Genomic DNA, 21,406 nt, shown 5'->3' with positions numbered 1-21,406 from the left:
CCCACTTCGGGCCACTATTGTGCTGGTTCCAACCTTATTTCTTTCTTCCCGCTTCATTGGCGGACCAAGTCGACCTAAGCAGTAACAACAATGAAGCTCACAATTTTGCAAGTTCGGTTCACTGTTCGCGCAGCACTTCGTTAATAATAAGTTATGGCGAGGGATTTCGCTCCCCGACGACGTAGTAATGAGTAGAGACGGTTTCTTTGCATATCGCATCGTAAAGGGGAGCCTATGGACATTACCGAGCAAAATGCGGCCGAACGGCTGCGCCTGAAGGATCCGGACGCCCTCGCATTCGTAATCGACACTTACGGGGCCGGTATATGCCGGCTGGTGGAGCGCATCGTTTCGGGAACCGCGCAACCGCAGGACGTGGAGGAATGCGTAAGCGATATATTTCTGACGGCGTGGGAGAAAGTCGGCGAGTTCGACCCGGGCAAGGGCACGCTGCGCGTATGGCTGCACATCATCGCCAAATACAAGGCGCTCGATTATCGCCGCAAGCGCGGACGCGGCCCCGTCCCCGAACCGCTGACCGAGGAGCCGAGGGAGCCTCAATCGACAGAAGATCGGGTCATTAGCAAGGCCCGTATAGAGGATATTGTACGGATCGTCGATACGTTCGATCCGGTCAATCGCAGCTTGTTCTACAAGCGGTATTTTTATTACGAGACGATGGAAGAAATCGCCCGCAGCGAAGGGATTACGGTCAAAGCGGCGGAGAGTCGGCTCGGCCGAATGCGGCAGACGCTACGGCGGCAGTTGGAGACGGGAGAGGAGGAATTCGGATGAGCGCCAATGAAGAACGGGCTTTGTTCGCCAAAATGGACCTTATCGACGAGCGCGAAGCGATCGGGCGACTCAAGGATATCGGGCCGTCGGACGTGCAGCCTACCGCGCAAGACCGGATCACATTGGCCGCCATTCGCGCCCGAACGTTCGCGCGGCTCGGTCTAGGCGAGACGGGACCAGGCGAATCCGTGCGGCAGCGGGAAGCGGAGCAAACGGAGAACGTCTTGCAGGATGCGACCGTAGGCCGGCAGGATCAGCCCCAAGCGGCAGCCCGTCCGGCGCCGTCGGAACGGCCCCGCTCCTTCCGGGGCCGCAGAGCGCTGGGTGTCGCCATTGCCGCCGTACTATTGGCAGTCGCGCTGACTTCCGCCTATTCCGCCTCCTCCTCCGAGGTGCGGGCGCAAGTACGCAAATGGCTGCAGTTTATTCCCGGCTTCGCCGCCGTAGAGACATCGGAGGGAAATGCCGCGCGCTACATTCTGGCCGAGCCCGTCGTCCAGCCGTGGCAGGAAGGGAGCATCGAGCTGCGAGGAGTATCGATCGGCGAACCGTATTCCTCCATCAGCATCGCCGGGTCCGCTGGCCCCGACGCGAAGGCGGTCACCTTGAAAAATGCCGACGGCCAGACATACGTGTTCAAGTACGCTACGATCACGAGAGCGGGAGAATGGCTAGGCCATTATTACTATCAAGGAACGGTGAGGGCAACCGAAGAGATGGAGGTTTCGTTCGACAATGGGGCGGCGGCGATGAAATTCCGCCTGCAGCCCGCCGCAGGCGCCGACCGGATCGAGGATCTCGGCGAAACGTCCGATGGCGGCGGCTTTCCGATCACGGCTGTAGTCGCATCGGCGGAGGGCGCCAAGCGCAGGGTGACCCTCCTCCCTCAGCCGCCGGCCGGCATACGGATTACGTCCTACGGCATGGCCGACTATGAAGCGATGGAGAAGCCCGTACTGACGGACGGTTCCGGCAAACGAATCGACATGCTCCGCGACTCGACGTTTCCGAATCCGAACGAATTCTCGTTCATGCCGGATTCTGCCGGAGCCGACAGCTACCGGCTGGCGCTGTCGGCCGTCACGGCCGTCAAGCATGCCGACAAGCCGGTCAAACTATCGTTCCCCGTTCCGGAGGAAGGGAGCCTGACGCTGAATAAGCGAATCGATCTGCTCGGCTACCCGGTCGACATCGTGAGGGTGGAGCGCCCGTCGGACAGACCGGATTTGGTGCGTATTTATTGGGATATGCATTACGACGTCTCCGCCCCCCATTCTCCGCTTCTGTTCTTTCCGGACCTGGGGTATGAAGGGAAGAGCGGCGGGGCCAGCGCCAAGTCGGACGAGGCTACGGGCGCGATGCTGTACATGGAGCTCGAGACGACGCCGGGCGAGAAGGAGCATGTCCTGTACGTAAGCGACTTGACGCTGCTGATCCGGGGGCCGTGGACATTCGATCTGCCTCTGCCGGAAGCGTCCGGTAAACCTTAAAAACGCAATAAGCCTTTGCGGCGAACAAAAAGGAAGCCTTCTTCGGACGAGACGCTTGAAGAAGACTTCCTTTTTCGGGTCCATGCCTCTCTGCGGTCATTGCTCGCACTCGCGCCCTGCCGCAAAAAACTCGACGCGTGCCATGACATCGTCGATCGTAAACTGTCTAAGATATTCGAGCGTGTGCTGCTCCGCGCCGGACATGATTTTGTCCAAAGCCAAATCCAGCTGCTGGGCGGCTGCCTCTCCGCAGTCGATATTTTCATCGCCTTCCGGGCCTTCCGTTCGGACCGCCGCGTAAACGTCGGCGAGCGAAATTTGGCCGGAAGGCTTCTTGAGCGTGTAGCCGCCGTCGCGCCCTTCCCTCGCTTCGACTAGTCCTGCCTGCACCAAGGTCTGCAGCACTCTTCTCAGAAAGGTCGCATGGGAATTGACTTGGCATGCGATCGATCCGCTCGATAATACCCCGCCGCTCTGGGTCAGCCAGACAAGCGCGTGAACCGCGACACCGAAGCGTGGAGGCCCGATCGGTATTCCCCGATTCGCCGGACTCATAGCTGCCACCCCCTTATCGTTTCGCCCGCAACCCGCGACCGCGAGTCAAGAGGCTTCATTTCAATTGCAGCATCCATATATCCTATTGTAGAGCTTTTGGAGAGGCCGAACAATACGCCCGGCTGACCGAAAACGAACAAGCCCTCTTCCACAATACGGGTGGAGGAAGGCTTATTCGCTTCAAGCGGCGATCATCTGGGATTTCCGGCTCCAAGCACGCGTTCGGCTAGCGGAAGACCCGATTCGCGTATGCCTTCAATGACAAGCTTGGCCATTTCGCCCGCTCCCCATTCGCTAAAATGGGTATTGTCGTTAACGCCCTCGGGATAGTTCGGATGCTCGCCCGGCGCAAGCCACACGAACAGACTCTTCGACGGTTCATCGCCCATCGTTTCGAGCAGCTTGCGGCTTTTGCGCTGCAAATCGATTACCGTGACGCCCTCCTCCCGCCCGAGCCGGAGCATCGCTGCGGGATATTCGCCGTGCGTATCCTTCAGTCTGCCATCCTCGCCGAATTGCCGCCTTTCCGTCGAGGTGACCAGTACGGGCGTGGCTCCTTTAGCCCGCGCAACCTCGATATATTGATTCAAATGCTGCTCGAATGTGCCGCCCGCTTCCGTGCGGCGGGCTTCATCCGGCTTCTGGTCGTTATGGCCGAACTGAATGAGCAAATAATCGCCCTCCGCGATCGCCTCTTCGATGGGGCGCAGACGCCCTTCGTGAATAAAGCTTTTCGAGCTTCTGCCCGGATACGCCTCGTTGCGAATGACCACGCTGTCGTCGAAATAGGACCCGAGCTTCTGCCCCCAGCCCATCATCGGCGCCTTGGTCGGCACGTAGTCGGAAACGGTGGAATCGCCCGCCAAAAAAATAGTCAGCTTCACGTGTACTTGACTCCTCTCTCCATAAGGAATTTTTTCTATCATATACCAATCCGGCATAAGAAAAAAGATGATTTTATGTTGACAAATCGAACTGTAATAAATCATAATACAGAACAAAGGAAAGATGGAGGAGGGTTACGTTGAACAGCGATTTCATCATTGCCGTCCATAGCCTCACTTATTTGGCCCATGTCGACGACCGGCTCGCGACGAGCGATACTATAGCTGCCAGCGTCTCCGTCCACCCGGTTCGGGTGCGCAAAGTACTCAGCCTGCTGCGAAAGCACGGGTACATCAAGTCGAAGGAAGGCGCTAAGGGCGGATTTCTGCTCGGCTGCTATCCCGAGAAGGTGACGCTGTCCGAATTGTACCGACTGACCTCCGAAGGCTCGATCAAGCCGAAATGGCCCAATCCGAATCCGCAATGCTTGATCGGAGCGAATATCGAGAGCTCCATGGACGGCCTATTCAGCAGCGCGGAGCGGCAAATGGAACAATACTTCGCTCGATTTACGATCGCGGACGTGCTCGACAATGTCCGACGCCAGTCCGGATCCGCCGAATGAAGCAGACTTTCCGGTGAAATCGGCAAAACAGATCGAACAAGCTCGCTGTCGACTGCTTTCTTGCAACTCAGCCATAGGAAACCCATTACGGATTACGCAGTTCGGCCCGATATAACTGTAATATTTATTGCTACATTTATTTTCGACATCGGAACGGAAAAGAGAGGAATATACATGGACATTCGCCAACCTGATACGCCGAAACGCCCCCGCAGGCTGCATTACGGCTGGATCGTCGCCGCGGTGACATTCGCGGCTCTGCTGGCGGCGGCAGGCATACGCTCTCTGCCGGGCGTGCTGATGCTGCCTCTGGAGGAAGAATTCGGCTGGAGCCGGTCCGGCATATCGGCGGCCGTATCGATCAATTTGGTATTGTACGGACTGATGGGGCCGTTCGCCGCCGCCTGCATGGAACGATTCGGCATCCGCAAAATGATGATCGGGGCGCTTGCCCTGCTGGCGGCGGGACTGCTGCTTTCTACCGTCATGAACGCGTTGTGGCAATTAAACGTGCTGTGGGGCGTCGTAGTCGGTATCGGTACGTCCGTTATGGCCAATGTTCTCGGCGTAACGGTCGCGAACCGTTGGTTCGTCCGCAGAAAGGGGCTTGTCGTCGGCCTATTGACCGCCAGCGCCGCGACGGGGCAGCTGCTGTTTCTGCCGCTGCTCGCCAACCTTTCGGTAACCGCGGGATGGCGAAATGCGGTATGGGCTGCCGTAGCGGCGCTCTGCCTCATGATCCCGGTCGTCGCCAAATGGGTCCGGAACCATCCGGCCGATATGGGCGTGCCGCCGTATGGCTCCGACGAGTTGGTCCGACCCGCCCCGTTCGCCGGAAATTTATTTCTCCAGCCTTTGCTCACGCTCCGATCCGTCATGAAGAGCGGTACGTTCTGGCTGCTGGCCGGCAGCTTCTTCATATGCGGCTTTACTACGAACGGACTGATCGGAACCCATCTCATCCCCGCTTGCGGCGATTTCGGCATTCCGGAAGTAACCGCCGCGGGGCTGCTGGCGTTCATGGGTGTGTTCGACCTGATCGGGACAACGCTGTCGGGCTGGCTGTCCGACCGGTTCGACAGCCGCTGGCTGCTGTTCTGGTATTACGGGCTGCGCGGACTGTCGCTCCTCTTCCTGCCGATGGCGCTGGACATGGGATATATGGAGCTTACGCTGTTCTCGGTGTTCTACGGGCTAGATTGGATCGCCACCGTCCCTCCGACCGTGAAGCTCGCCTCCGACCGGTTCGGCCCGGCAAAGGCCGGCATCGTGTTCGGCTGGATCGTCGCCGCCCACCAGCTCGGCGCGGCCGTTGCCGCTTTCGAAGCGGGACTGCTCCGCGAATGGTTCGGCAGCTACGATCTCGCATTTACGATGGCCGGCTACGTCTGCATGCTCGCGGCGCTCATGTCGATCCGGATCAAGCGCAAGCTCGCCCCGGCGGCATGACGAGCCGCTTGAGCGATAGCGACTGGCCTCGCAAGCTATGCAGCAAACATTAGCTTCGGCCCGACAGCGCGAGCAGTATCGCGAGAAGTGCGCCGCCCGCAACGACAGCCAGCCAGTCCGGGTGCTTCATTCGCAGCGTGATGGCCGCCGTTCGGGGCATCCCCCTCAGCGTATAGCCCCGGGCTTCGAGAGCAAGCGACAGATCGGATGCCATCTGCAGCAGCGACAGCAGCAGCGGAACGAGCATGACCGGCAGATCCCGCAGCCTTATCGTCCCGCTACGCCGCACCCGCTTGCCGCGCGACTTGGCGATCCGGTTAAACCGGCCGGCTTCCTTCCGGAGCACCGGGATGAAGCGGAGCAACAGGGAGCCGGTCAGCGAAATCGCCTCCACCGGGAATTTGATTCTCGCGAGCGGAGCCGCGATTCGTTCGATTCCCCGTTTCATCTCGAACGGGGTTGTCGTCGCGGAGAGCAAAACTCCGCCGGCCATCACGAGAATGATTTTAGCCAGCTCCAGGGAGGACGTCAACGCCGCCGCAACGGAAAACGATACGGCTCCGAGCCTCAAGGCGCCGTCGCCTCCACCGCTTTCTCCGAACCCGATGCCGGACACGACGGCCGATATGACCATGAACCATAGAAATGGCCGCAATATCGGCATCATGCTGCGCAAAGGCACCCGGCATAGAAGCTCCAGTACTGCCGTAATCGCCAACCCGCAAGCCACGCCGGTCCAATCGCGCTGTGCCAGCAGCCCGATGGAGAAGCACATGTAGAACAGCCACTTCGTGCGGGGATCCAGCGATTGTACGAAACGGCGGCGACCGGACGGCGTCGCGGCACCGCCCGCTACCGTTCCAACGTTCCGCTCGGCTTCCGCTTGCGTCGGATACTCCACAGAGCTGTCCATCGGGCGACATTCAGCCACGCTTCCATCCGCCCCCGTCAACCGTTCGGCCAACAGCCCGGCCGCTTCCTCCGGCGTCAGAAACTTTGCCGGAACCGTTACGCCCAAGCTCCGCATTTGCTCGGCCAGCGCGACGGACAGCGGCGTACCGATTTGCGCACGGTCCCATATTTCCGGACTGGCGGCCAGCTCGGACGCGGGCATATCCGCCGCCACGCATCCGTCTTGCAGTACGATAACCCGGTCCGCGACCGGGAGCAGCAGGTCGAGATCATGCGTGGCGACGACGATGCCTCCGCTCGCCTCCCGCTTCCGCCGCAGCAGAAACCCGAGCAGCCGGTCCGCCGCCTCCGGATCCAGACCCGCAGTAGGCTCGTCCAGCAGCAACCATCCGGGGTCGGTCGCTAGCGTCGAAGCCAAAGCGACTCGGCGCTTCTCCCCGCCGCTCAGCAGCAGCGGCGATTGCGTCTTCAATTCGGGAGCGAGCCCCATTTCCCGCATCGCCTCATCCGTCCTGCGCGCGTTTTCCCGACGGGAAAGCTTCAGATAGCGCAGCGAATAATCAAATTCGCCCTGCACGGTGCGGGCGAACAGCTGCGCCTCCGGATATTGGAACTGTTGGCCGATGCGGCCGATTCCCGAAGCTTCCGGGCCGTTCCCGTCCGTCAATGGGAGACCGTCGACCCGCACGCTTCCTTCGAATGCTGCGAGTCCGCCCAGCGCATCGAGCAGCGTGGACTTGCCCGAGCCGTTGCGGCCCGCGATAATCGTAATTTCCCCGTCGCCGAACTTACACGAAATTCCGTTCAGCAGCGGCCGTTCCGCCCCGTCCGCGACGACGCTCAATCGTTCTACCGTTATCGGCATAATGCCGGCACCACTTTCAGCAGCTGCTCGTCCAGCACCGGACGTTCGCGAAGCGGAAGGCCGGCCGCAAGCAGCCGATGCGCCACCTCGACGGCATAAGGATGCCGGAAGCCGAGCGACAAGCAAGGGGACGACGGAGCCTCGCCCCCATCTCCGTACATGAACCGTTCCGGCGTGCCGTCGAACGCCACTTCCCCGTCCCGGAGCGCGATGACCCGTCCGGCCAAGCCGACTTCATCCATGGCCTGGGTAGCCCATACGATCGTCGTCCCATTCTCGTGGAGCCGCTTGGCGACGCGCTGCAAGGCGGATTTGGATGCGGGATCGAGCATCGCCGTGGGCTCGTCCAGAAGCAGAATACGAGTACCCGTTACGATGGCACCCGCCATACAAAGCAGCTGCTTCTGCCCTCCCGACAAATGCTCCGCCGGCTCGTCTCCGCGAACGTTCAGCCCGACCATGGCAAGTGCGTCCCGGACAAGGCCGGGCATGTCCCCGGGCGGGACCGCCATATTTTCCAAGCCGAAGGACACGTCCTCGAATACCGTTTCCCCGACGATTTGCGCGTCCGGATTCTGGAACACCGCCCTTACGCCACGTATCATTTCTCCGTCGACAGCGATCTCCCCGCCCGTTACTTGAGCGAAGCCTCCCAATGCGCGCAGCAGCGTGCTTTTGCCGCTGCCGTTGCGGCCGACTACGGCAACGAACTCTCCCTCGTCGATACGCAGATTCAACCGCCGAAGCACCGTTGCCGAATCTTCCGGGGCATGCAGCGCCACATCGGCGTCCTTCAGGTTCCACAATGGTCGCACCGTCCGACAGCCCCTCTCTCAAAACCGATTGACAGGTTCAAGCTCATCCTGTAACTTCGAATATGGTACCATATCAAATCGGTTTCAAGGAAGGGTGCAGCCATAATGAAATCGGACCGGCCGCTTCTCACCGTGAGAGGCCTCGTGTTCAGCGCCCTGTTCGGCGCCCTTATGTCCGTCATGAGCTTGGCCACGATCCGCATCGGGGTTTCTCCCGTTCCGATAACGCTCGAGAACATGGCGGTCATGCTGGCGGGAGCGGTGCTCGGCGCGTTTTACGGCTTCTTCAGCATATTCATGGTCGTTTTCCTGCTTGCCCTCGGCTTGCCTCTGCTTCACCTCAACGGGGGGCTTGGCCTGCTGCTCGGTCCTACCGGCGGCTTTATCTGGATGTTTCCGGTCAGCGCCCTGCTGATCGGCTGGTTCGTCGGCAAAATCAAAGGGAATGGCTGGGCTTCTTACGTGGCCGTTTTCCTCGTCATCGAAGTATTCGGTTCGCTGCTCCTGTACTTATCCGGCGTTCCCTGGTTTGCGCATAAGTACAACGTGCCGCTAAGCAATGCGCTGGCGATGAGCTGCTTCCCGTATTTGCCTGGAGATGTGGTGAAGGCAATCGCGGTTACTCTGATCGTTATGCCGATCCGGCGCGTATTCCCAAGATTGAGGTAAAGATTGAAGGCAGCGAACGGACGGGCCGTTCCTGCCTCCCCCCTTCCCCGAACATGTGCCATCTATTAATTCCGAATATTCGCAGCCCATGAAGCTGCCGCTCGCGACCGGCGCCGCATTTCTCTTTATTTGGCTTTCTTCATCCCCGTATGACGAATCAGAATCGATACCCGTACATCCTCAAGCGATTCTCCGCTCAGCGGAAAAGCTCCCTTATCCCGTAAATGCTTCCACGATGAAGTGCGGTTTCGGTACGTGTGGTACTCGAGCTGGTACACATCGGCCCCGATCGCGATGCCGTTGCGGTACGTCTCCTCGATTTCCCGCTTCAATTGGCGCTCCGCGATTTGCTTCAGCTTCCCTTCCTCTACGTACTTGATCCAGTCCATCACATTCCCGTCCATTTTTACGGAAATCGTATACCTAGGCTTTCCTTCGACTTCGCTTTCGGATATATCGATTTTGGGGTGTCCGAGCGAAATGACGGCCAGCGGCTTCCCCTGTTCCTCGAGCAGGATGGGCGAGCGTACCGTCTCCTCCGTCACCCATCGCAGTCCGGACAGCTTCGTTCGTTCGATCCAGCCCTTCGATTCCATTCGACTGATCATGAAAGCGCCATCCAACACCATTTTCCGTTCGGGCCGCTCATCCTTGCTCCATTGAGTGCGGTTGATCGCGAGTGAGGGAAGAACGGCAGTTCGCCCGGATTCCCGCACATCGGCAATGAAAGTCGTATATCGGAGCGGCGCGATCCAGGAGCTTTGCTCGAATATTTCCCTCGGCTCGAGCATCATCGTGTTCAATGCACTCATTCCGAAAAAGGCCGGAGTCGAGAACAGCTCCGGGATGGAAGCTTTCGTACCGAAAATCCATGGCGTAAACCGGATTTCCCGATAGCGGCTTATCGCGTCCTCGAATTGCTCGATGCCTTTCTCCAGCGCCTTCTCGCCGATGACGATCGATGCGATATGACCCCAGATCGTCCGTTGCTGGGCTGTCTTGTACAAATCATTCATCGCCAAATTCAAGGTTGCGCCTGTTCCCTTGCCCACCCATGTCCTCGCCTGCTGGCTGCTGCTTCCGCCTTCCTGCTTGACGATCGCGGAGAAAGAGAGCAATTGGCCGTAAGCGATAAATTCCTCTTTGTCCGGATCGTAATCGATGCCGAGCGCCGTTATGTAATTGTTGCTTTGGGCTTCCTGTATATCCCAACAGCCGACCAGAAGCATAACGAAGGGTACCAGCAGTAGAAGTCGGTACCGTCTGCTCATTTTGCGTTCCCGCCCTTGCTCGATTTGTTATCCGGCTTAAGCATCGCCGGCTGCCGTTTCCGTTTCTTCAACGGCGGAGCAAGCAGAGCGGAGGCGAGGTCCCGAAAGGAAACGGGCGAGAGCGGCTCCAAATAACCTACTCCGAACGATTTCAAGCCGGACAAATAGACGACGATGGAAAACACGCTGATGAAAAAACCGAACATGCCTAGAACTGCGGAGCATACGAGCGTGTATAAACGCAGCAGGCTGACCGTGCCGCTTAACGATTGGTTGACCAGCGTAAAGGTCGAGACGCCGGTGACCGCCGATACGAACAGCATCGTCGGAGACGTCAGTCCGGCTCGAATGGCGGCATCCCCGATAATAAGTCCGCCGACGACGGCGATCGTTTGCCCGACGCCTTTGGCGAGACGGATGCCGGCTTCCCGGAATATTTCGAACAGCGCCAGCATAATGACGATTTCGAGCGGAGCGGACACCGGCAGTCCTTGCCGAGAACTTGATATCGTCGCCAGCAGCGGGAACGGCAATTGGTCGAGATTATATGCCGTCAAGGCGATCCAGAAGCCGGGGGCGAAGATGGCCGTCAGCAAGCCGCCGATCCGCAAACAGATTTCGAACGATACGTAATAGAACGGAAAGTGGAGATCCTCCGGCGACTTGATCTGCTCGGTCAAATTCGTCGGGGCGATGAGCGCCATGGGAGAACCGTTGACGAGAATGACGAACCGCCCCAGAAGCAGGCTCTGGGCCGTAAAGTCGGGTCTCCCGATATAATCGAGGAGCGGGAACAGCGAATACGAGCTGTCCGCTATGCCCTCCTCCAGCTGTTCGCTGCTCAGCAGCGCATCGATTTCGAAATGCCGCAGCCGGCTGCGGGCTTCCTCCAGAATAGCGGGGGCGATGACGTCTTGAAGATATAACAACGAAACTTCCGTGAGGCTTTCCGTTCCGATGACGAACCGTTCATTACGCAATTTCGGAGTGCGCAGACGCTTCCGGATCAGCGCCACGTTCGTGGACAGCTCCTCCGTGAACCCGTCCCGAGGTCCTTTGATCGAAATTTCCGTCGCGGATTCCTCCGGATTGCGCTGCGGAATATTGCTGATATCGAGCGTAAGCGGATGCTCCAGGAAGCTTACCCATACGATCAATTGACCGTTGAACAGCCGGACCTTCCACTCCCGTTCGTTCCGGGCCTCCAGCAGCTGCAGCCTTCCCTTCAGCTCCGATACCATCCGATCCGAACTGCCCTCATTGTTCAGGACATCTTCAAAAGCCGGCAGCACGAAATCGGATATTCGCTTACGGTCAATCATTCCGTCGCAATATACGACTGTCAGCTTGATTTGGGAGGCGGAGCCATAGTGGAACGATTGAATGACAACGTCCGCCAACAAGGCGAAATATTCGCGCAACCGTTCTTCGTCCCAGCTCGAGCCATTCGCGGATTGCGTTTCGTCGTCCCATAAGAAGGGCATCGTTTCGTTAACCTCGGAGTCGGGGCGCCGCCGGGCGGCAGACCGCTTCCACCATCTCTTCATCGCTTCTTGGCCCCCCTTCGCACCTGGTTGTATACGAGCATGAACAAAATGAGCGAGAACAACAGAAGAAGCCAGAACGACAATTTATAATAAACCGACAAATAAGCCAAAAAAGAAATGTCGCTGAGGGGAGCGGCCATTAGGGCAAGCAGCACGCCGACCATTCCCAGCATCAAACCGTTTTTTACAGGGCGGGCCTTGATTTGCCATACTTCCGGAAGAAGAACGATAGCCAATGAAATTCGGATGAAGGCGCCGGCAAGCCATTGATAAATCGATAAGAAATCCACATGCGAAATATATTTCCCAACGGTTACCAACCTCCACTGTTCGTAGGAAGGATATCGCAGCAGCGGGGCTTCCATACCGAACGCGGCCAAGGATCCCATCAGCGGTCCCAATGTAAGGCATACGAACAAAGCGACGGTGATGAGGAGATGGGAACGTTTCACCCGTTTCTTTACATGATGCTGCATCAATAAAAAGACGAGCAGCTCCATGACGCTGCCTCCCATGTAGACCGAGGTTTTGAGCGCGGGAAGCAGACCGTTCTCGAATAAGGGAAAGATCAGGGTATACCGTTTGAATTCAAAGTTCGCTCCCATAACGAAGTAACCGAACAGCAGTACGAACGGCAGCAAAATACCCGAAGTTATGACCAACGATTTGATGCCCTTCGTCGCGGCGTAGAAACAGAGCGCGAGCAGGACAATCGATGTAACGAGCAGCGGGGTCTGCGGCAGAAATGTTACTTGGATCCAAGTGATCGTTTCTTTTAATGTAATGAAGGCGCTGCACAGCAGAAATAGCGAGACCACGGACGCCATGCATTTCGCCGCCACCGTGCCGACATGATCGCCGATCCATTCCATCAGGGCGGTATGTCCGGTATGCTTCACGATGTACCACGGCAGGAGTGCCCATACCAGCATAAGCGGCAGCGTCAGCAGAACGCCGACCCACGCATCCTTCTGGGAAGCTTGGAGCAGCAGCGGAATGATCGTGACGTGCTGCACGAGGCCGATCGCGAGTATTAACATCATAAATAATTGCATCGGAGAAATTTTGTCGGTCTGGAGCAAGCGCGGTCCCCCCTCGTCTATACTCCATAGTCTCTGTAATATCGGGTGAAAATATTGAAATGCAGGAACATTTTGTTCGAATACCAGTACGAAGGCTTGATTCTTATCGACTCGCTTCCGGTCCGGAGGTTCCAAAGTCGTTTTTTCTACGACGACACAATCCGCATAACCTCGACGCCATTTGATGAAGCGGGTGCAACACGTTGCCGTAAATAGAGGAGCTGTATTCCTTTATTGTGCCGAATTCCGTGACACTCTGAATATAACGGAGCAGGCTTCCGTTATATCGATCCTTCGGGGCGAAAATGATCGTGAACTGCTATATAGCGGAACGGTTTTCCGTTATTATGCTTTCAACACTGATATTGGGGTCAATAACATACGCCTGTTCCGTTATTTTATGGATTCACGGTATCACACACGCCGGCAAAGGCGGCCGGCCTTCACCGATCATGCGATTCATGTACTTCTACGCTAATGATGCTGGTCGTAATTTTTAAAATTCCGCTTGCAAAAACTAATAACATTAGTTATATTAAAACTAATGATATTAGTTAATCCTTAAAGCGAGGTGTTTGTTATGAAAATGACCTGGATGGAAAACGTATACCAGCTTGCTTTTTTGCCGAGATTTTTCCCCGTCAATTGCTATCTGGTCGAAGAGCAGGACGGATTGACCTTGATCGACGCTGCGCTGCCCTATAGCAGCAAAGCCATTCTCCGATCGGCCGAGCGAATCGGCAAGCCGATTACCCGGATCGTCCTGACGCATGCTCACGACGATCATATCGGCGCACTCGACGCGCTCAAGGAATTGCTGCCCGGCGTCCCGGTCCATATTTCCGCACGAGATGCCCGATTGCTCGCCGGAGACGTCTCGCTGGACGCCGGCGAGCCGGCCACGCCGATCCGCGGCGGCGTACCCAAAAAGGTGAAGACGCGGCCGGACGTGCTCCTCGCGGACGGCGACCGGATCGGCTCCTTGCTCGCCATAGCCGCTCCGGGACATACGCCGGGCTCGATGGCTTTCCTCGACACGCGCAGCCGCGCCCTGATCGCCGGGGATGCGATCCAGACAAGAGGCGGAGTAGCCGTATCGGGGCAGATGAAGCCGTTGTTTCCTTTCCCCGCAATGGCTACCTGGAGCAAACAGTTGGCGCTCGAGAGCGTTCGCAAGCTGCTGGAGCACAAACCGTCACTGCTGGCAGTGGGTCACGGGCGCATGCTTCCAAAGCCTGCCGCGGCTCTGGAGCGGGCGATCGGCGATGCGGAGCAAGCTTTTCAACATGGCGGAACCAGGAAGGAGATATAAACATGCCCAGAATCGGACTCGATCTGACTATTCTGCTGCAGGCCGCGGCGGAAATCGCCGATACGCAAGGAATCGAAGGCCTCTCTTTGGCGACGCTAGCCAAAAAACTGAATGTCCGCACTCCCTCGCTGTACAACCATGTAGACGGCCTGCCCGGCTTGCGCGCCAAGCTTTCCGTCTACGGGCTGGAGCAGCTTCACGCCAAATTGACCGACGCGGCCGTCGGACGTTCCGGGGATGACGCCATTCGCGCTTTCGGGGAAGCGTACATCGCCTTTGCCCGCTCCCGTCCGGGCTTGTACGACCTGACCTTGCGCGCCCCGGACCCCCATGCCCCGGAAGTGGTGCAGGCCGGCAAGAAGCTCGTCGATTTGCTCGTGAGGCTCATGAACGGATACGGCTTGGAGAACGACGATGCCCTGCACGCCATTCGCGGGCTGCGCAGCGTCCTGCACGGCTTCGCCTCCCTCGAGCAGAAGGGCGGCTTCGGGCTGCCGCTCGATCTGGACAAAAGCTTTCGCCTGCTGCTGGATGCTTTCCTTGCTGGCATTCATACGATCCGGTCCAAAGCACCGGTAGACGGAGGGCAGCCATGATTTTCGTCCAATATGCCGTACTCGCCGTGAGGTTTCTTCTGGAGCTCGCCGCATTGGGCGCTTTAGCCTATTGGGGCTTCCGCAACGGAGCCGGGCTGCCGATGAAGCTGCTGCTCGGGATCGGCGCCCCGCTCGCGGCCGCTGTCGTCTGGGGAACCTTCATCTCGCCCAAAGCGTCGGTTCCGGCAGCCGTTCCGGTGCGGATCCTGCTGGAGCTATTCGTATTCGGTTCGGCCGCGGCAGCTTTATTTGCGGCAGGACGTTCCACGCTTGCCGCCGTTTTCTTGGCCATCGTTCTTATCGATACGGTGCTGGTTTACACGATGAAGCTGTGAGGCACTATATATTGCGACGGACATGCTCGGTGCGGTCTTCGAATTCTTACAACGTCTTACTTGCCGGATCGAGCCGCTTTTTCGACCTCAATTGCCTTATTCGCCTGTTCATCGGCTTCCCGCAAAGCCGTAACTACATCCTTCTGGCCGGAGGCAATTTGAGTGAAAGCGGCAGGAAATTTGCTGTACGCCAAGGAATGGTAAGGCGAGAAGTAGCTGGGCGATGGCCGTTTGGCGGGGAATAGGGCCGAGACGTTTTTACCTTTCAAAGTGGGCGTGTCCTGTCCGAATTGCTGCTTGATGGCAGGATCGTTCAATATCGTAGCGTTGCCTTTACGCGTAAATGGCACTTGAAATTCCTCTGATGTAAGCCACGCGATCATATCAAAGGCCAGTTCTTTATTTTTGCTGTTTGAAGTAACGTGCCAATAAGTCGGATATGGCTGAACTCCGATACCGGGAGCATCTGGATAAGTAGGAATCGTTACGACGTCCCAATTCATACCTTCGGGATCTGTTACTCCGGAGAAATTCGTATACATGGCTACCCTCTTTTCAACTGCATACATATCCCTCATACTGGCGACAGCCAGATCCTTGGACGTTAAGTTGTACCCCGGTATTTGATAAAATCGGACAATGCTCTGCATCACTTTTATCCAACCGTCGGAATTCATTACCGCTTTTTCAGAAATCGGATCAATAAAGCTGAGACCGAATTGATTGGTCAGTGCTTGATGCCCTGATGAAGTCGTATAACCCAGATATTGGACGCCTCCCTCGGACCTTGTCATTTTTTTGGCCAAATCGTACACTTCATCCCAGGACATGTTGTCTTTCGGATACCCTACTCCAAATTTATCGAACAAGTCCTTATTGTAAAATAAGCCTGCAGGAGATAAGTTCACAGGCAGACCATACATGCCGCCTTTTGCGATCCCTTTCATTGCCTCGACGGCAGTCGGTTCCAGCTTGCTCAAATCGTATTTTTTCGATTGGATCAACGGCGTGATATCCGTTTGCAATTCCAATGAGTATATATTCGCATGCACCTGACCGATCGAATCGAATACGATGTCCATCGATTCTCCAGCCGAGACCAGATCCTGTATTTTCTGACCTTTGGCAGGAACGACATACTTCAACACTACATTCGGGAATTTTTTGCGGAGCGGATCTCCGTAAGTTTTATTGAAATCCTCTTCAGCCAAAGCGTAATGTACGACTGTAATTTGCTGAGCTTCCGTATTGATTACGCCTGTTTTGGATTCATTCCCGCCCGTGCTGACGCCACTCGTTCCCTTGCCGCAGCCGGCCGTGAGTGAAACAGCCAGTACCACCGAAGCAGCCGCCTTCATCTTCATCATTATGACACCCCTCCATTTTCATCCATACAAGTATCGAACTCCAGACCATCGAATCGGCACTTTTATGGTAAAATAATACGAAAGGGCAAACGCGTCATTTTTTGACCGAATACAGACACATTTTGATATATAGGGGGAGCTCTCGTTGGGCAAAATCTTGTATCCCGAACATCAGGTTGGCATGAAGGGTATTGAGAATGTTTCAGCCGAGGGGAAAATCCGCTTTTTTATCAGGTCGGCCATGATCAAAGACGTGCGACCGCACCATCATGACTTTGTGGAGTTTACATATTTTGCAAAAGGCAGCGGCTTTCAAATCATCAACGGCGTTCGTCATCCGTTCAATCCTGGAACGGTTTCCTTTACTCTGCCCCACCACATTCATTCCATAGAATCCGCTTCCGACAAGTCCAGCCTGAAATATTGCTGTTTCTTCGACTTGCATCTGCTGTTCGGAACACAAGACGATTCCGAATTGTCCCGTCTGCTGTACGGGATCGGTCCCCTCACGCCTTCCTTCGCCGATCTGGATGGCAAAGAGCATGAGCGAGTGATGCGCTTGATCGAAGAGCTCCTCCAGGAATATAGGCAGCCGAATTCCGTTGGAAATTTTTATATGGTCCGGGCTAAACTGACAGAACTGATTCTTCTATTTATTCGGGCTAACAGTACGAGCGGTAATGCGTGGAGCTTCACAGCATTTTCACGGCAAAGTAAAAAAAACTGGTTCTCGTACTTGCAGCATTACGTGCATTCCCACTATGCGGACAGTTTGACACTGGATGATTTGGCGCGCCACTTCGGCATCAGCGCGGCTCATATCAGCCGCAGCTTCAAGGAGCTTATCGGCCAAAACTTCATAGAGTATCTCCATCACATTCGAGTTGAGAGCGCTTGCAGCATGATGCTTCATACCAACATGACCATATCCGAGATCGGTCTTGCGGTCGGTTTCGAGTCATTCCGCAGCTTTAGTCGCGTGTTTCGGGAAATGAAAGGAGTAACGGCGAGGGAATATCGCAAGCGTGCAGCCGAGTTGCGATAATCGGAGTCAGAAGGCAGTCATGCATATGGAAAGGCCGGATAGGAAGCCTATGGAGATTTTTGATTACCGTGCGATCGGGGGCGGTAAGTAAAAGGATTGCCTTCTGAAACAAGATGTGGAGCAACGGAAGGCAATCCCAGGTGCGAGACACGATAAGGCCAAGGCGGTCAGGAATGTCTTTGCCGATACCTAAGCCATTGGAAACGAATAAAGCATCCGACGCAGAAGCCCAATATGGCCACGAAGGCGGCGATTCCGACCATCGCCGAGAACAAGTACGCCACGACCGGCCATTCGAACGAATACCCGATCAAGGCCAGCAGCAGGAAACTGACGGCCATGAGCTGATTAAACTTCTGCCCCGCCTTCTCCTCAGGGATGTAGGCCGTCATGGGCTTGCGCAGAAACAGCTTGGCGAACCTCATAATCGGATTGAAATCGAAGAAAACGCCCATCGCCCCCGCCAGCAGCGGAATGGCCAATATCCAGTAAACTCCGGTAATCCATACCAAAATAACCGAAATGACGATTACCCATTGGTTTGCCCGGACCAACGGTCGCGGTATCGAGTCGGGCACGTTGCCCATCTTAATCCCTCTTTTCCTGTAGGATTATCTGAATTATACACGTCCGCCTCTCATTTGGGAATGCACTCTCGAATAAAAAAAGCCCCATTAGCCGCACGGATGCGACCTATGGAGCTTCATTCTATTTCTGACCTTAATGTTAACCGCGTTAATTAATTTCCTTACTCCGGCTTCGAGGCTGCATCGTCGGCCGGGGCTTGCAAGACGATTTTCCAAGCCGTACCGATCGGCGGCAAGCTTTTGGTCAGCAGGCCAGTGTAATAGCCGATCACCTTGGCGCCTTTCTCGAGGGAGCTCTTCTCTATCGCTTCGCCGTTCACATTGATGAGCTCGGTCGTATCCGCCAGGCGCAGCACGACTTCGGACGGCGATTGGTCGCCGAGCCCGGCGCCTTTGATCCGAAGGCTGGTCGCACCGTCATCGCTCGTGCGGACTTCCTCGATCAAGCCGGCCGTGCCGATGATGTCCTTCGCTTCCGTCTGCCCGTCAAGAACCGTAATCTTGTAGGTCGCCGTTTGTGGCGGAAGGCTGAGCGTAGCCGCCAAGGAATGCTCCGCTTCGATTTCCAGACCGAGAGTCATGTCCGCGAAGGTCAGCTTCGTCCCGTCGGCTTTCTCATATACCGTATCGGCTCCGACGTTCAGGACAAGGCCATCCGGGCCGATGCCGTTTATCCGGACCGTTTGCCGGCCATTGCCCTCGTATACCGCGCTAACGACTCCTTTCGTCGTTGTCGTCTTCCGTTCCTCCTCGGTCGTAATGGACACCGAGCTCCCTTCGATTTTCACCGCCGCATGCAAAATCTCGCTGACGAACGATGCCGGCACGTACGTTTTGCTGTCCGTCAGCTCCGGCGCCGTTCCGAGCGGCTTGTACATTTTATTCAATACATAGCGGTCCTCGTCCAGCTTCACCGTCGTCCACAGCCGATCCTTGGTCAGCTCGGCCGACCGGTCGGTTTCGTTCCATGTCACCTTGATGCCCATAGCTTCGGCAACGTCGCGGAGCGGCAGCATCGGTTCCTTGGCGTCCGCCTTTATGTACCCGCCGGCGGCAAGAGCTTCATTGTTGATCGCTATTTGGATTTGTTGATGGATCGCTGTGGAGATGATCGTTGCGCTTATCGGCTGAGGAACAGCATCGTTCGCGGCGTAAGCAGCCCCTCCGGTGATGGAGATGGACAGTGCGAATAGTGTCGCGATGCCTTTTTTCATTCGATTGTTCATATTCGGTTCAACTTCCCTTCTGTCTATTGTTCCAGCTGGTTTCAAAAGCATAAACGGCATTATTCCGGATAATGTTGCAAAATCGCAAAAAAAAGTTTCATCCGTTTGCAAAAAAAAGCCGGATACGCTGGTGCGCGCATCGCGGCAATATATCTCGTAATCGTTATTCTACGCGGGTTATCGGGCTATCCCCGTTTCAGCAAATCGTCGCGAAGCGGCGTAAAGGCATCCAGCAGCGCGCTCGGCTCCAGCGCCTTCACGCCATGCTTGGCACCGCCCGGAATAAATATCGTGTCCCCCGCCCGGATGACCGTCTTCACCCCGTCGATCGTAAATTCGATCGTTCCTTTCAAGCAATAGGACAGTTGCTCGTGCGGATGGCTGTGTACGTACCCTTCCGCTCCTTCCTCGAACTGCACTTCCATCATCATGATCGAGCTCCCTGGCTCGAAAATTTTGCGTTGGACGCCGGGCTCAGCCGGTTCCCACTCTCCTATCGGACACATACGGCCGCCTCCTTGGGGTGTATTGGCAGATCATTCCTTTCTATCGTATCACAGATTCGTTCGATGCTCATCCACACCCTGCCATTGGGGCCGCTTTCGGCCGATCGGCGGGCCCCCGCCAATGTTGCTCGACCTGTGCTCGTGACCCACGCGCTTCCGCGAAGCCTTTCATATTGTAGAAGAGAACGAATGATAAGCATGAAGAAAAGGAATGAGCGCACGATGAACAATAAGAGACGCGTATCCGCCAATCGCAACAAGTTTCCAAAACGTCCGGCGGCCCGTAAAAGCAATTCCGTCCCCACCCCTTATTTGAACAAAACTCAAGTACGCGGCCTGCTCTCCCCCGGTCCCGCCGCCCAGAACACCGAGAGCCGCGGCTTCCTGCCGTTTCTGGACCAGATGGGAGGCCTGGACGGGATCATGTCGACGATGGGCAAAGTCCAGAAAATGGTCCGGATGTTCCAGCAATTCGGCCCGATGCTTAACATGTTTAATTCCTTCGGATCCTTGCTCGGACCGAAAGCCGCCACGACGAGTCTCCATCCGAAGCGGGAAGCCCTTCGCGCCGCCACCCGAAAAACGGCATCGTTCCCGAAGCCGGGCATCACGAGCAAGCCCGGAATAAAACGATAAATGAAATTGGCCATACAAGCCGGTTCGCTCCCTCGCGAAGGAACGAAGCCGGCTCTTTTTTTATGCCGTTAATAAATCCCGGCCTTGTCTTATTCAGCCCGTCCGCATGCGGCTTCCATTTACGCGGATGCGGCATTCGTTCCCTATATCCAATCGGGAAGAGAACGGAATCCGGTTCCTTGAACCGATGTAGCTTTATTAACAGCATGAAGCTTCTCATGGACAGCATGCTTAAGGATTGTACGCGTGATTCGACTGTTTCGCATAACCGGTCCTTTCGGCGGCCCGTATCATAACCGATCCGTCCAAGAGATACGCCGTCTGTTCCATCAAATATACGATGCGCGCTCGCCAATCTTTAATTACCCGCAACATTCAGCAAACGTTCAGCCTATCTTCACTTCCATTTAAGTTTCGCCGTCTATGATGAAAGTACGACAAGGAGGTGAGAACCCCTTAGACGCAGCACACTACACACCAGGAGCTACATATGTACCCCTATAAACCTAATCGCGAAAGGCGGAAATCGACATGAAACGTTTAAAGACGATCGTTGCAGGCACGATGACACTGGCACTTACGTTGGGCGGAGGCCTCTGGGCCCACCATTACGTTAACGCCGCAGCAACTGCGGACCAATCCCAGACCCAGCAGCAGGATCAAGGCGGGAAGCTTTTCGGAGGCAAGCGCGGCGGAGCGTCAGGACAAGATGGAGGCGGCATTCGCGGCGGCGTCTTCGGCTTCGGCATTTCCGACGAGCTTGCCACTCTTCTCGGCACTACGAAAGACGAGCTCGCTACGGCGATCAAATCCGGCAAGACGCTCGCAGCCATCGCTGGCGAGAAAAGCGTGACCGTCGACTCCGTCGTCAGCCTGCTAGTAAAGACTCAGTCCGA

General features: G+C 56.3%; 21 protein-coding genes and 1 pseudogene. 11 read left to right on the top strand and 11 right to left on the bottom strand.

Translation table 11 applies throughout. From position 1 onward, the window contains the following. The first annotated feature begins 234 nt into the window (after window positions 1–234). Window positions 235–795, top strand: a complete 561-nt coding sequence (locus FE784_RS38875) for a sigma-70 family RNA polymerase sigma factor (protein WP_139607675.1) — start codon at window positions 235–237, stop codon at window positions 793–795. Further along, window positions 792–2,285, top strand: a complete 1,494-nt coding sequence (locus FE784_RS38870; RefSeq protein ID WP_139607674.1) for a hypothetical protein — start codon at window positions 792–794, stop codon at window positions 2,283–2,285. Before FE784_RS38875 ends, FE784_RS38870 begins: the two co-directional genes overlap by 4 nt. Window positions 2,286–2,381: 96 nt before the next feature. Here FE784_RS38870 and FE784_RS38865 read toward each other — a convergent pair whose 3' ends face one another. Beyond that, the gene (locus tag FE784_RS38865) at window positions 2,382–2,840 is read right to left on the bottom strand and encodes an RrF2 family transcriptional regulator (RefSeq protein WP_139607673.1); all 459 of its coding nucleotides are present in this window, start codon (window positions 2,838–2,840) and stop codon (window positions 2,382–2,384) included. 191 nt (window positions 2,841–3,031) lie between these two features. Then, the gene (locus tag FE784_RS38860) at window positions 3,032–3,724 is read right to left on the bottom strand and encodes a rhamnogalacturonan acetylesterase (protein WP_425465599.1); all 693 of its coding nucleotides are present in this window, start codon (window positions 3,722–3,724) and stop codon (window positions 3,032–3,034) included. Window positions 3,725–3,864: 140 nt separating this feature from the next. On the opposite strand from FE784_RS38860, the gene FE784_RS38855 reads away from it, so the two are divergent. Continuing rightward, entirely contained in the window at window positions 3,865–4,290 is a 426-nt protein-coding gene (locus FE784_RS38855) for an Rrf2 family transcriptional regulator (protein WP_139607671.1), read from the top strand. 174 nt (window positions 4,291–4,464) lie between these two features. Next, on the top strand, window positions 4,465–5,739 hold the full coding sequence (locus tag FE784_RS38850) for an MFS transporter (protein ID WP_139607670.1): 1,275 nt from the start codon (window positions 4,465–4,467) through the stop codon (window positions 5,737–5,739). A gap of 49 nt (window positions 5,740–5,788) precedes the next feature. Here the strand turns inward: FE784_RS38850 and FE784_RS38845 are convergent, their stop codons facing one another. Beyond that, on the bottom strand, window positions 5,789–7,516 hold the full coding sequence (locus FE784_RS38845; RefSeq protein ID WP_139607669.1) for an ATP-binding cassette domain-containing protein: 1,728 nt from the start codon (window positions 7,514–7,516) through the stop codon (window positions 5,789–5,791). Then, window positions 7,507–8,331: an energy-coupling factor ABC transporter ATP-binding protein gene (locus FE784_RS38840; RefSeq protein ID WP_139607668.1), complete on the bottom strand. Its 825-nt coding sequence runs from the start codon at window positions 8,329–8,331 to the stop codon at window positions 7,507–7,509. The genes FE784_RS38845 and FE784_RS38840 overlap by 10 nt, the downstream gene beginning before the upstream one ends. Before the next feature lie 105 nt (window positions 8,332–8,436). On the opposite strand from FE784_RS38840, the gene FE784_RS38835 reads away from it, so the two are divergent. Beyond that, complete coding sequence (locus FE784_RS38835) at window positions 8,437–9,000, top strand: biotin transporter BioY (protein WP_139607667.1); 564 nt, start codon at window positions 8,437–8,439, stop codon at window positions 8,998–9,000. A 125-nt stretch (window positions 9,001–9,125) separates the two neighbouring features. On the opposite strand, the gene FE784_RS38830 is transcribed toward FE784_RS38835, so the two are convergent. The 3 genes from FE784_RS38830 to FE784_RS38820 are packed head-to-tail and all read right to left on the bottom strand — an operon-like array spanning window position 9,126 to window position 12,900. Then, window positions 9,126–10,271 (bottom strand): Ger(x)C family spore germination protein, encoded by a 1,146-nt coding sequence (locus FE784_RS38830; protein WP_139607666.1) that lies wholly within the window; start codon window positions 10,269–10,271, stop codon window positions 9,126–9,128. Then, window positions 10,268–11,818 carry a spore germination protein gene (locus FE784_RS38825; protein WP_246132381.1) on the bottom strand — a complete coding sequence of 517 codons (1,551 nt, stop codon included), beginning with the start codon at window positions 11,816–11,818 and terminating at the stop codon, window positions 10,268–10,270. The genes FE784_RS38830 and FE784_RS38825 overlap by 4 nt, the downstream gene beginning before the upstream one ends. Beyond that, entirely contained in the window at window positions 11,815–12,900 is a 1,086-nt protein-coding gene (locus FE784_RS38820; protein WP_139607665.1) for an endospore germination permease, read from the bottom strand. Before FE784_RS38820 ends, FE784_RS38825 begins: the two co-directional genes overlap by 4 nt. A gap of 580 nt (window positions 12,901–13,480) precedes the next feature. Here FE784_RS38820 and FE784_RS38815 point away from each other — a divergent pair. From FE784_RS38815 to FE784_RS38805, 3 genes are read left to right on the top strand one after another with little or no spacing between them, the layout of a single operon-like run. Then, window positions 13,481–14,212 carry an MBL fold metallo-hydrolase gene (locus FE784_RS38815; protein WP_139607664.1) on the top strand — a complete coding sequence of 244 codons (732 nt, stop codon included), beginning with the start codon at window positions 13,481–13,483 and terminating at the stop codon, window positions 14,210–14,212. 2 nt (window positions 14,213–14,214) lie between these two features. Continuing rightward, window positions 14,215–14,808, top strand: a complete 594-nt coding sequence (locus FE784_RS38810; protein ID WP_139607663.1) for a TetR/AcrR family transcriptional regulator — start codon at window positions 14,215–14,217, stop codon at window positions 14,806–14,808. Beyond that, on the top strand, window positions 14,805–15,143 hold the full coding sequence (locus FE784_RS38805) for a YrdB family protein (protein WP_139607662.1): 339 nt from the start codon (window positions 14,805–14,807) through the stop codon (window positions 15,141–15,143). Before FE784_RS38810 ends, FE784_RS38805 begins: the two co-directional genes overlap by 4 nt. A 56-nt stretch (window positions 15,144–15,199) precedes the next feature. On the opposite strand, the gene FE784_RS38800 is transcribed toward FE784_RS38805, so the two are convergent. Beyond that, entirely contained in the window at window positions 15,200–16,507 is a 1,308-nt protein-coding gene (locus FE784_RS38800) for an ABC transporter substrate-binding protein (protein WP_176706831.1), read from the bottom strand. 148 nt (window positions 16,508–16,655) lie between these two features. Here FE784_RS38800 and FE784_RS38795 point away from each other — a divergent pair, with 148 nt between their 5' ends. Beyond that, window positions 16,656–17,555: an AraC family transcriptional regulator gene (locus tag FE784_RS38795; RefSeq protein ID WP_139607660.1), complete on the top strand. Its 900-nt coding sequence runs from the start codon at window positions 16,656–16,658 to the stop codon at window positions 17,553–17,555. Between the two features lie 167 nt (window positions 17,556–17,722). Here FE784_RS38795 and FE784_RS38790 read toward each other — a convergent pair whose 3' ends face one another. The 3 genes from FE784_RS38790 to FE784_RS38780 all read right to left on the bottom strand — a co-directional run bounded on the left by FE784_RS38790 (window position 17,723) and on the right by FE784_RS38780 (window position 19,874). Then, entirely contained in the window at window positions 17,723–18,142 is a 420-nt protein-coding gene (locus FE784_RS38790) for a DUF4395 domain-containing protein (protein WP_139607659.1), read from the bottom strand. A gap of 161 nt (window positions 18,143–18,303) precedes the next feature. Beyond that, window positions 18,304–19,368, bottom strand: a complete 1,065-nt coding sequence (locus tag FE784_RS38785) for a copper amine oxidase N-terminal domain-containing protein (RefSeq protein WP_139607658.1) — start codon at window positions 19,366–19,368, stop codon at window positions 18,304–18,306. A gap of 185 nt (window positions 19,369–19,553) precedes the next feature. Continuing rightward, window positions 19,554–19,874 (bottom strand): cupin domain-containing protein, encoded by a 321-nt coding sequence (locus tag FE784_RS38780; protein WP_139607657.1) that lies wholly within the window; start codon window positions 19,872–19,874, stop codon window positions 19,554–19,556. Between the two features lie 222 nt (window positions 19,875–20,096). Here FE784_RS38780 and FE784_RS38775 point away from each other — a divergent pair, with 222 nt between their 5' ends. Both FE784_RS38775 and FE784_RS38770 read left to right on the top strand, forming a co-directional pair. Next, window positions 20,097–20,510 (top strand): hypothetical protein, encoded by a 414-nt coding sequence (locus tag FE784_RS38775; protein WP_139607656.1) that lies wholly within the window; start codon window positions 20,097–20,099, stop codon window positions 20,508–20,510. 531 nt (window positions 20,511–21,041) lie between these two features. Next, a pseudogene (locus tag FE784_RS38770) lies at window positions 21,042–21,406 on the top strand (hypothetical protein); the annotation flags it as partial.

This window comes from Paenibacillus hemerocallicola, assembly GCF_006265175.1.
GTDB classification, from domain to species: domain Bacteria; phylum Bacillota; class Bacilli; order Paenibacillales; family NBRC-103111; genus Paenibacillus_AB; species Paenibacillus_AB hemerocallicola.
This window is presented reverse-complemented; position numbering and strand designations above follow the sequence as displayed.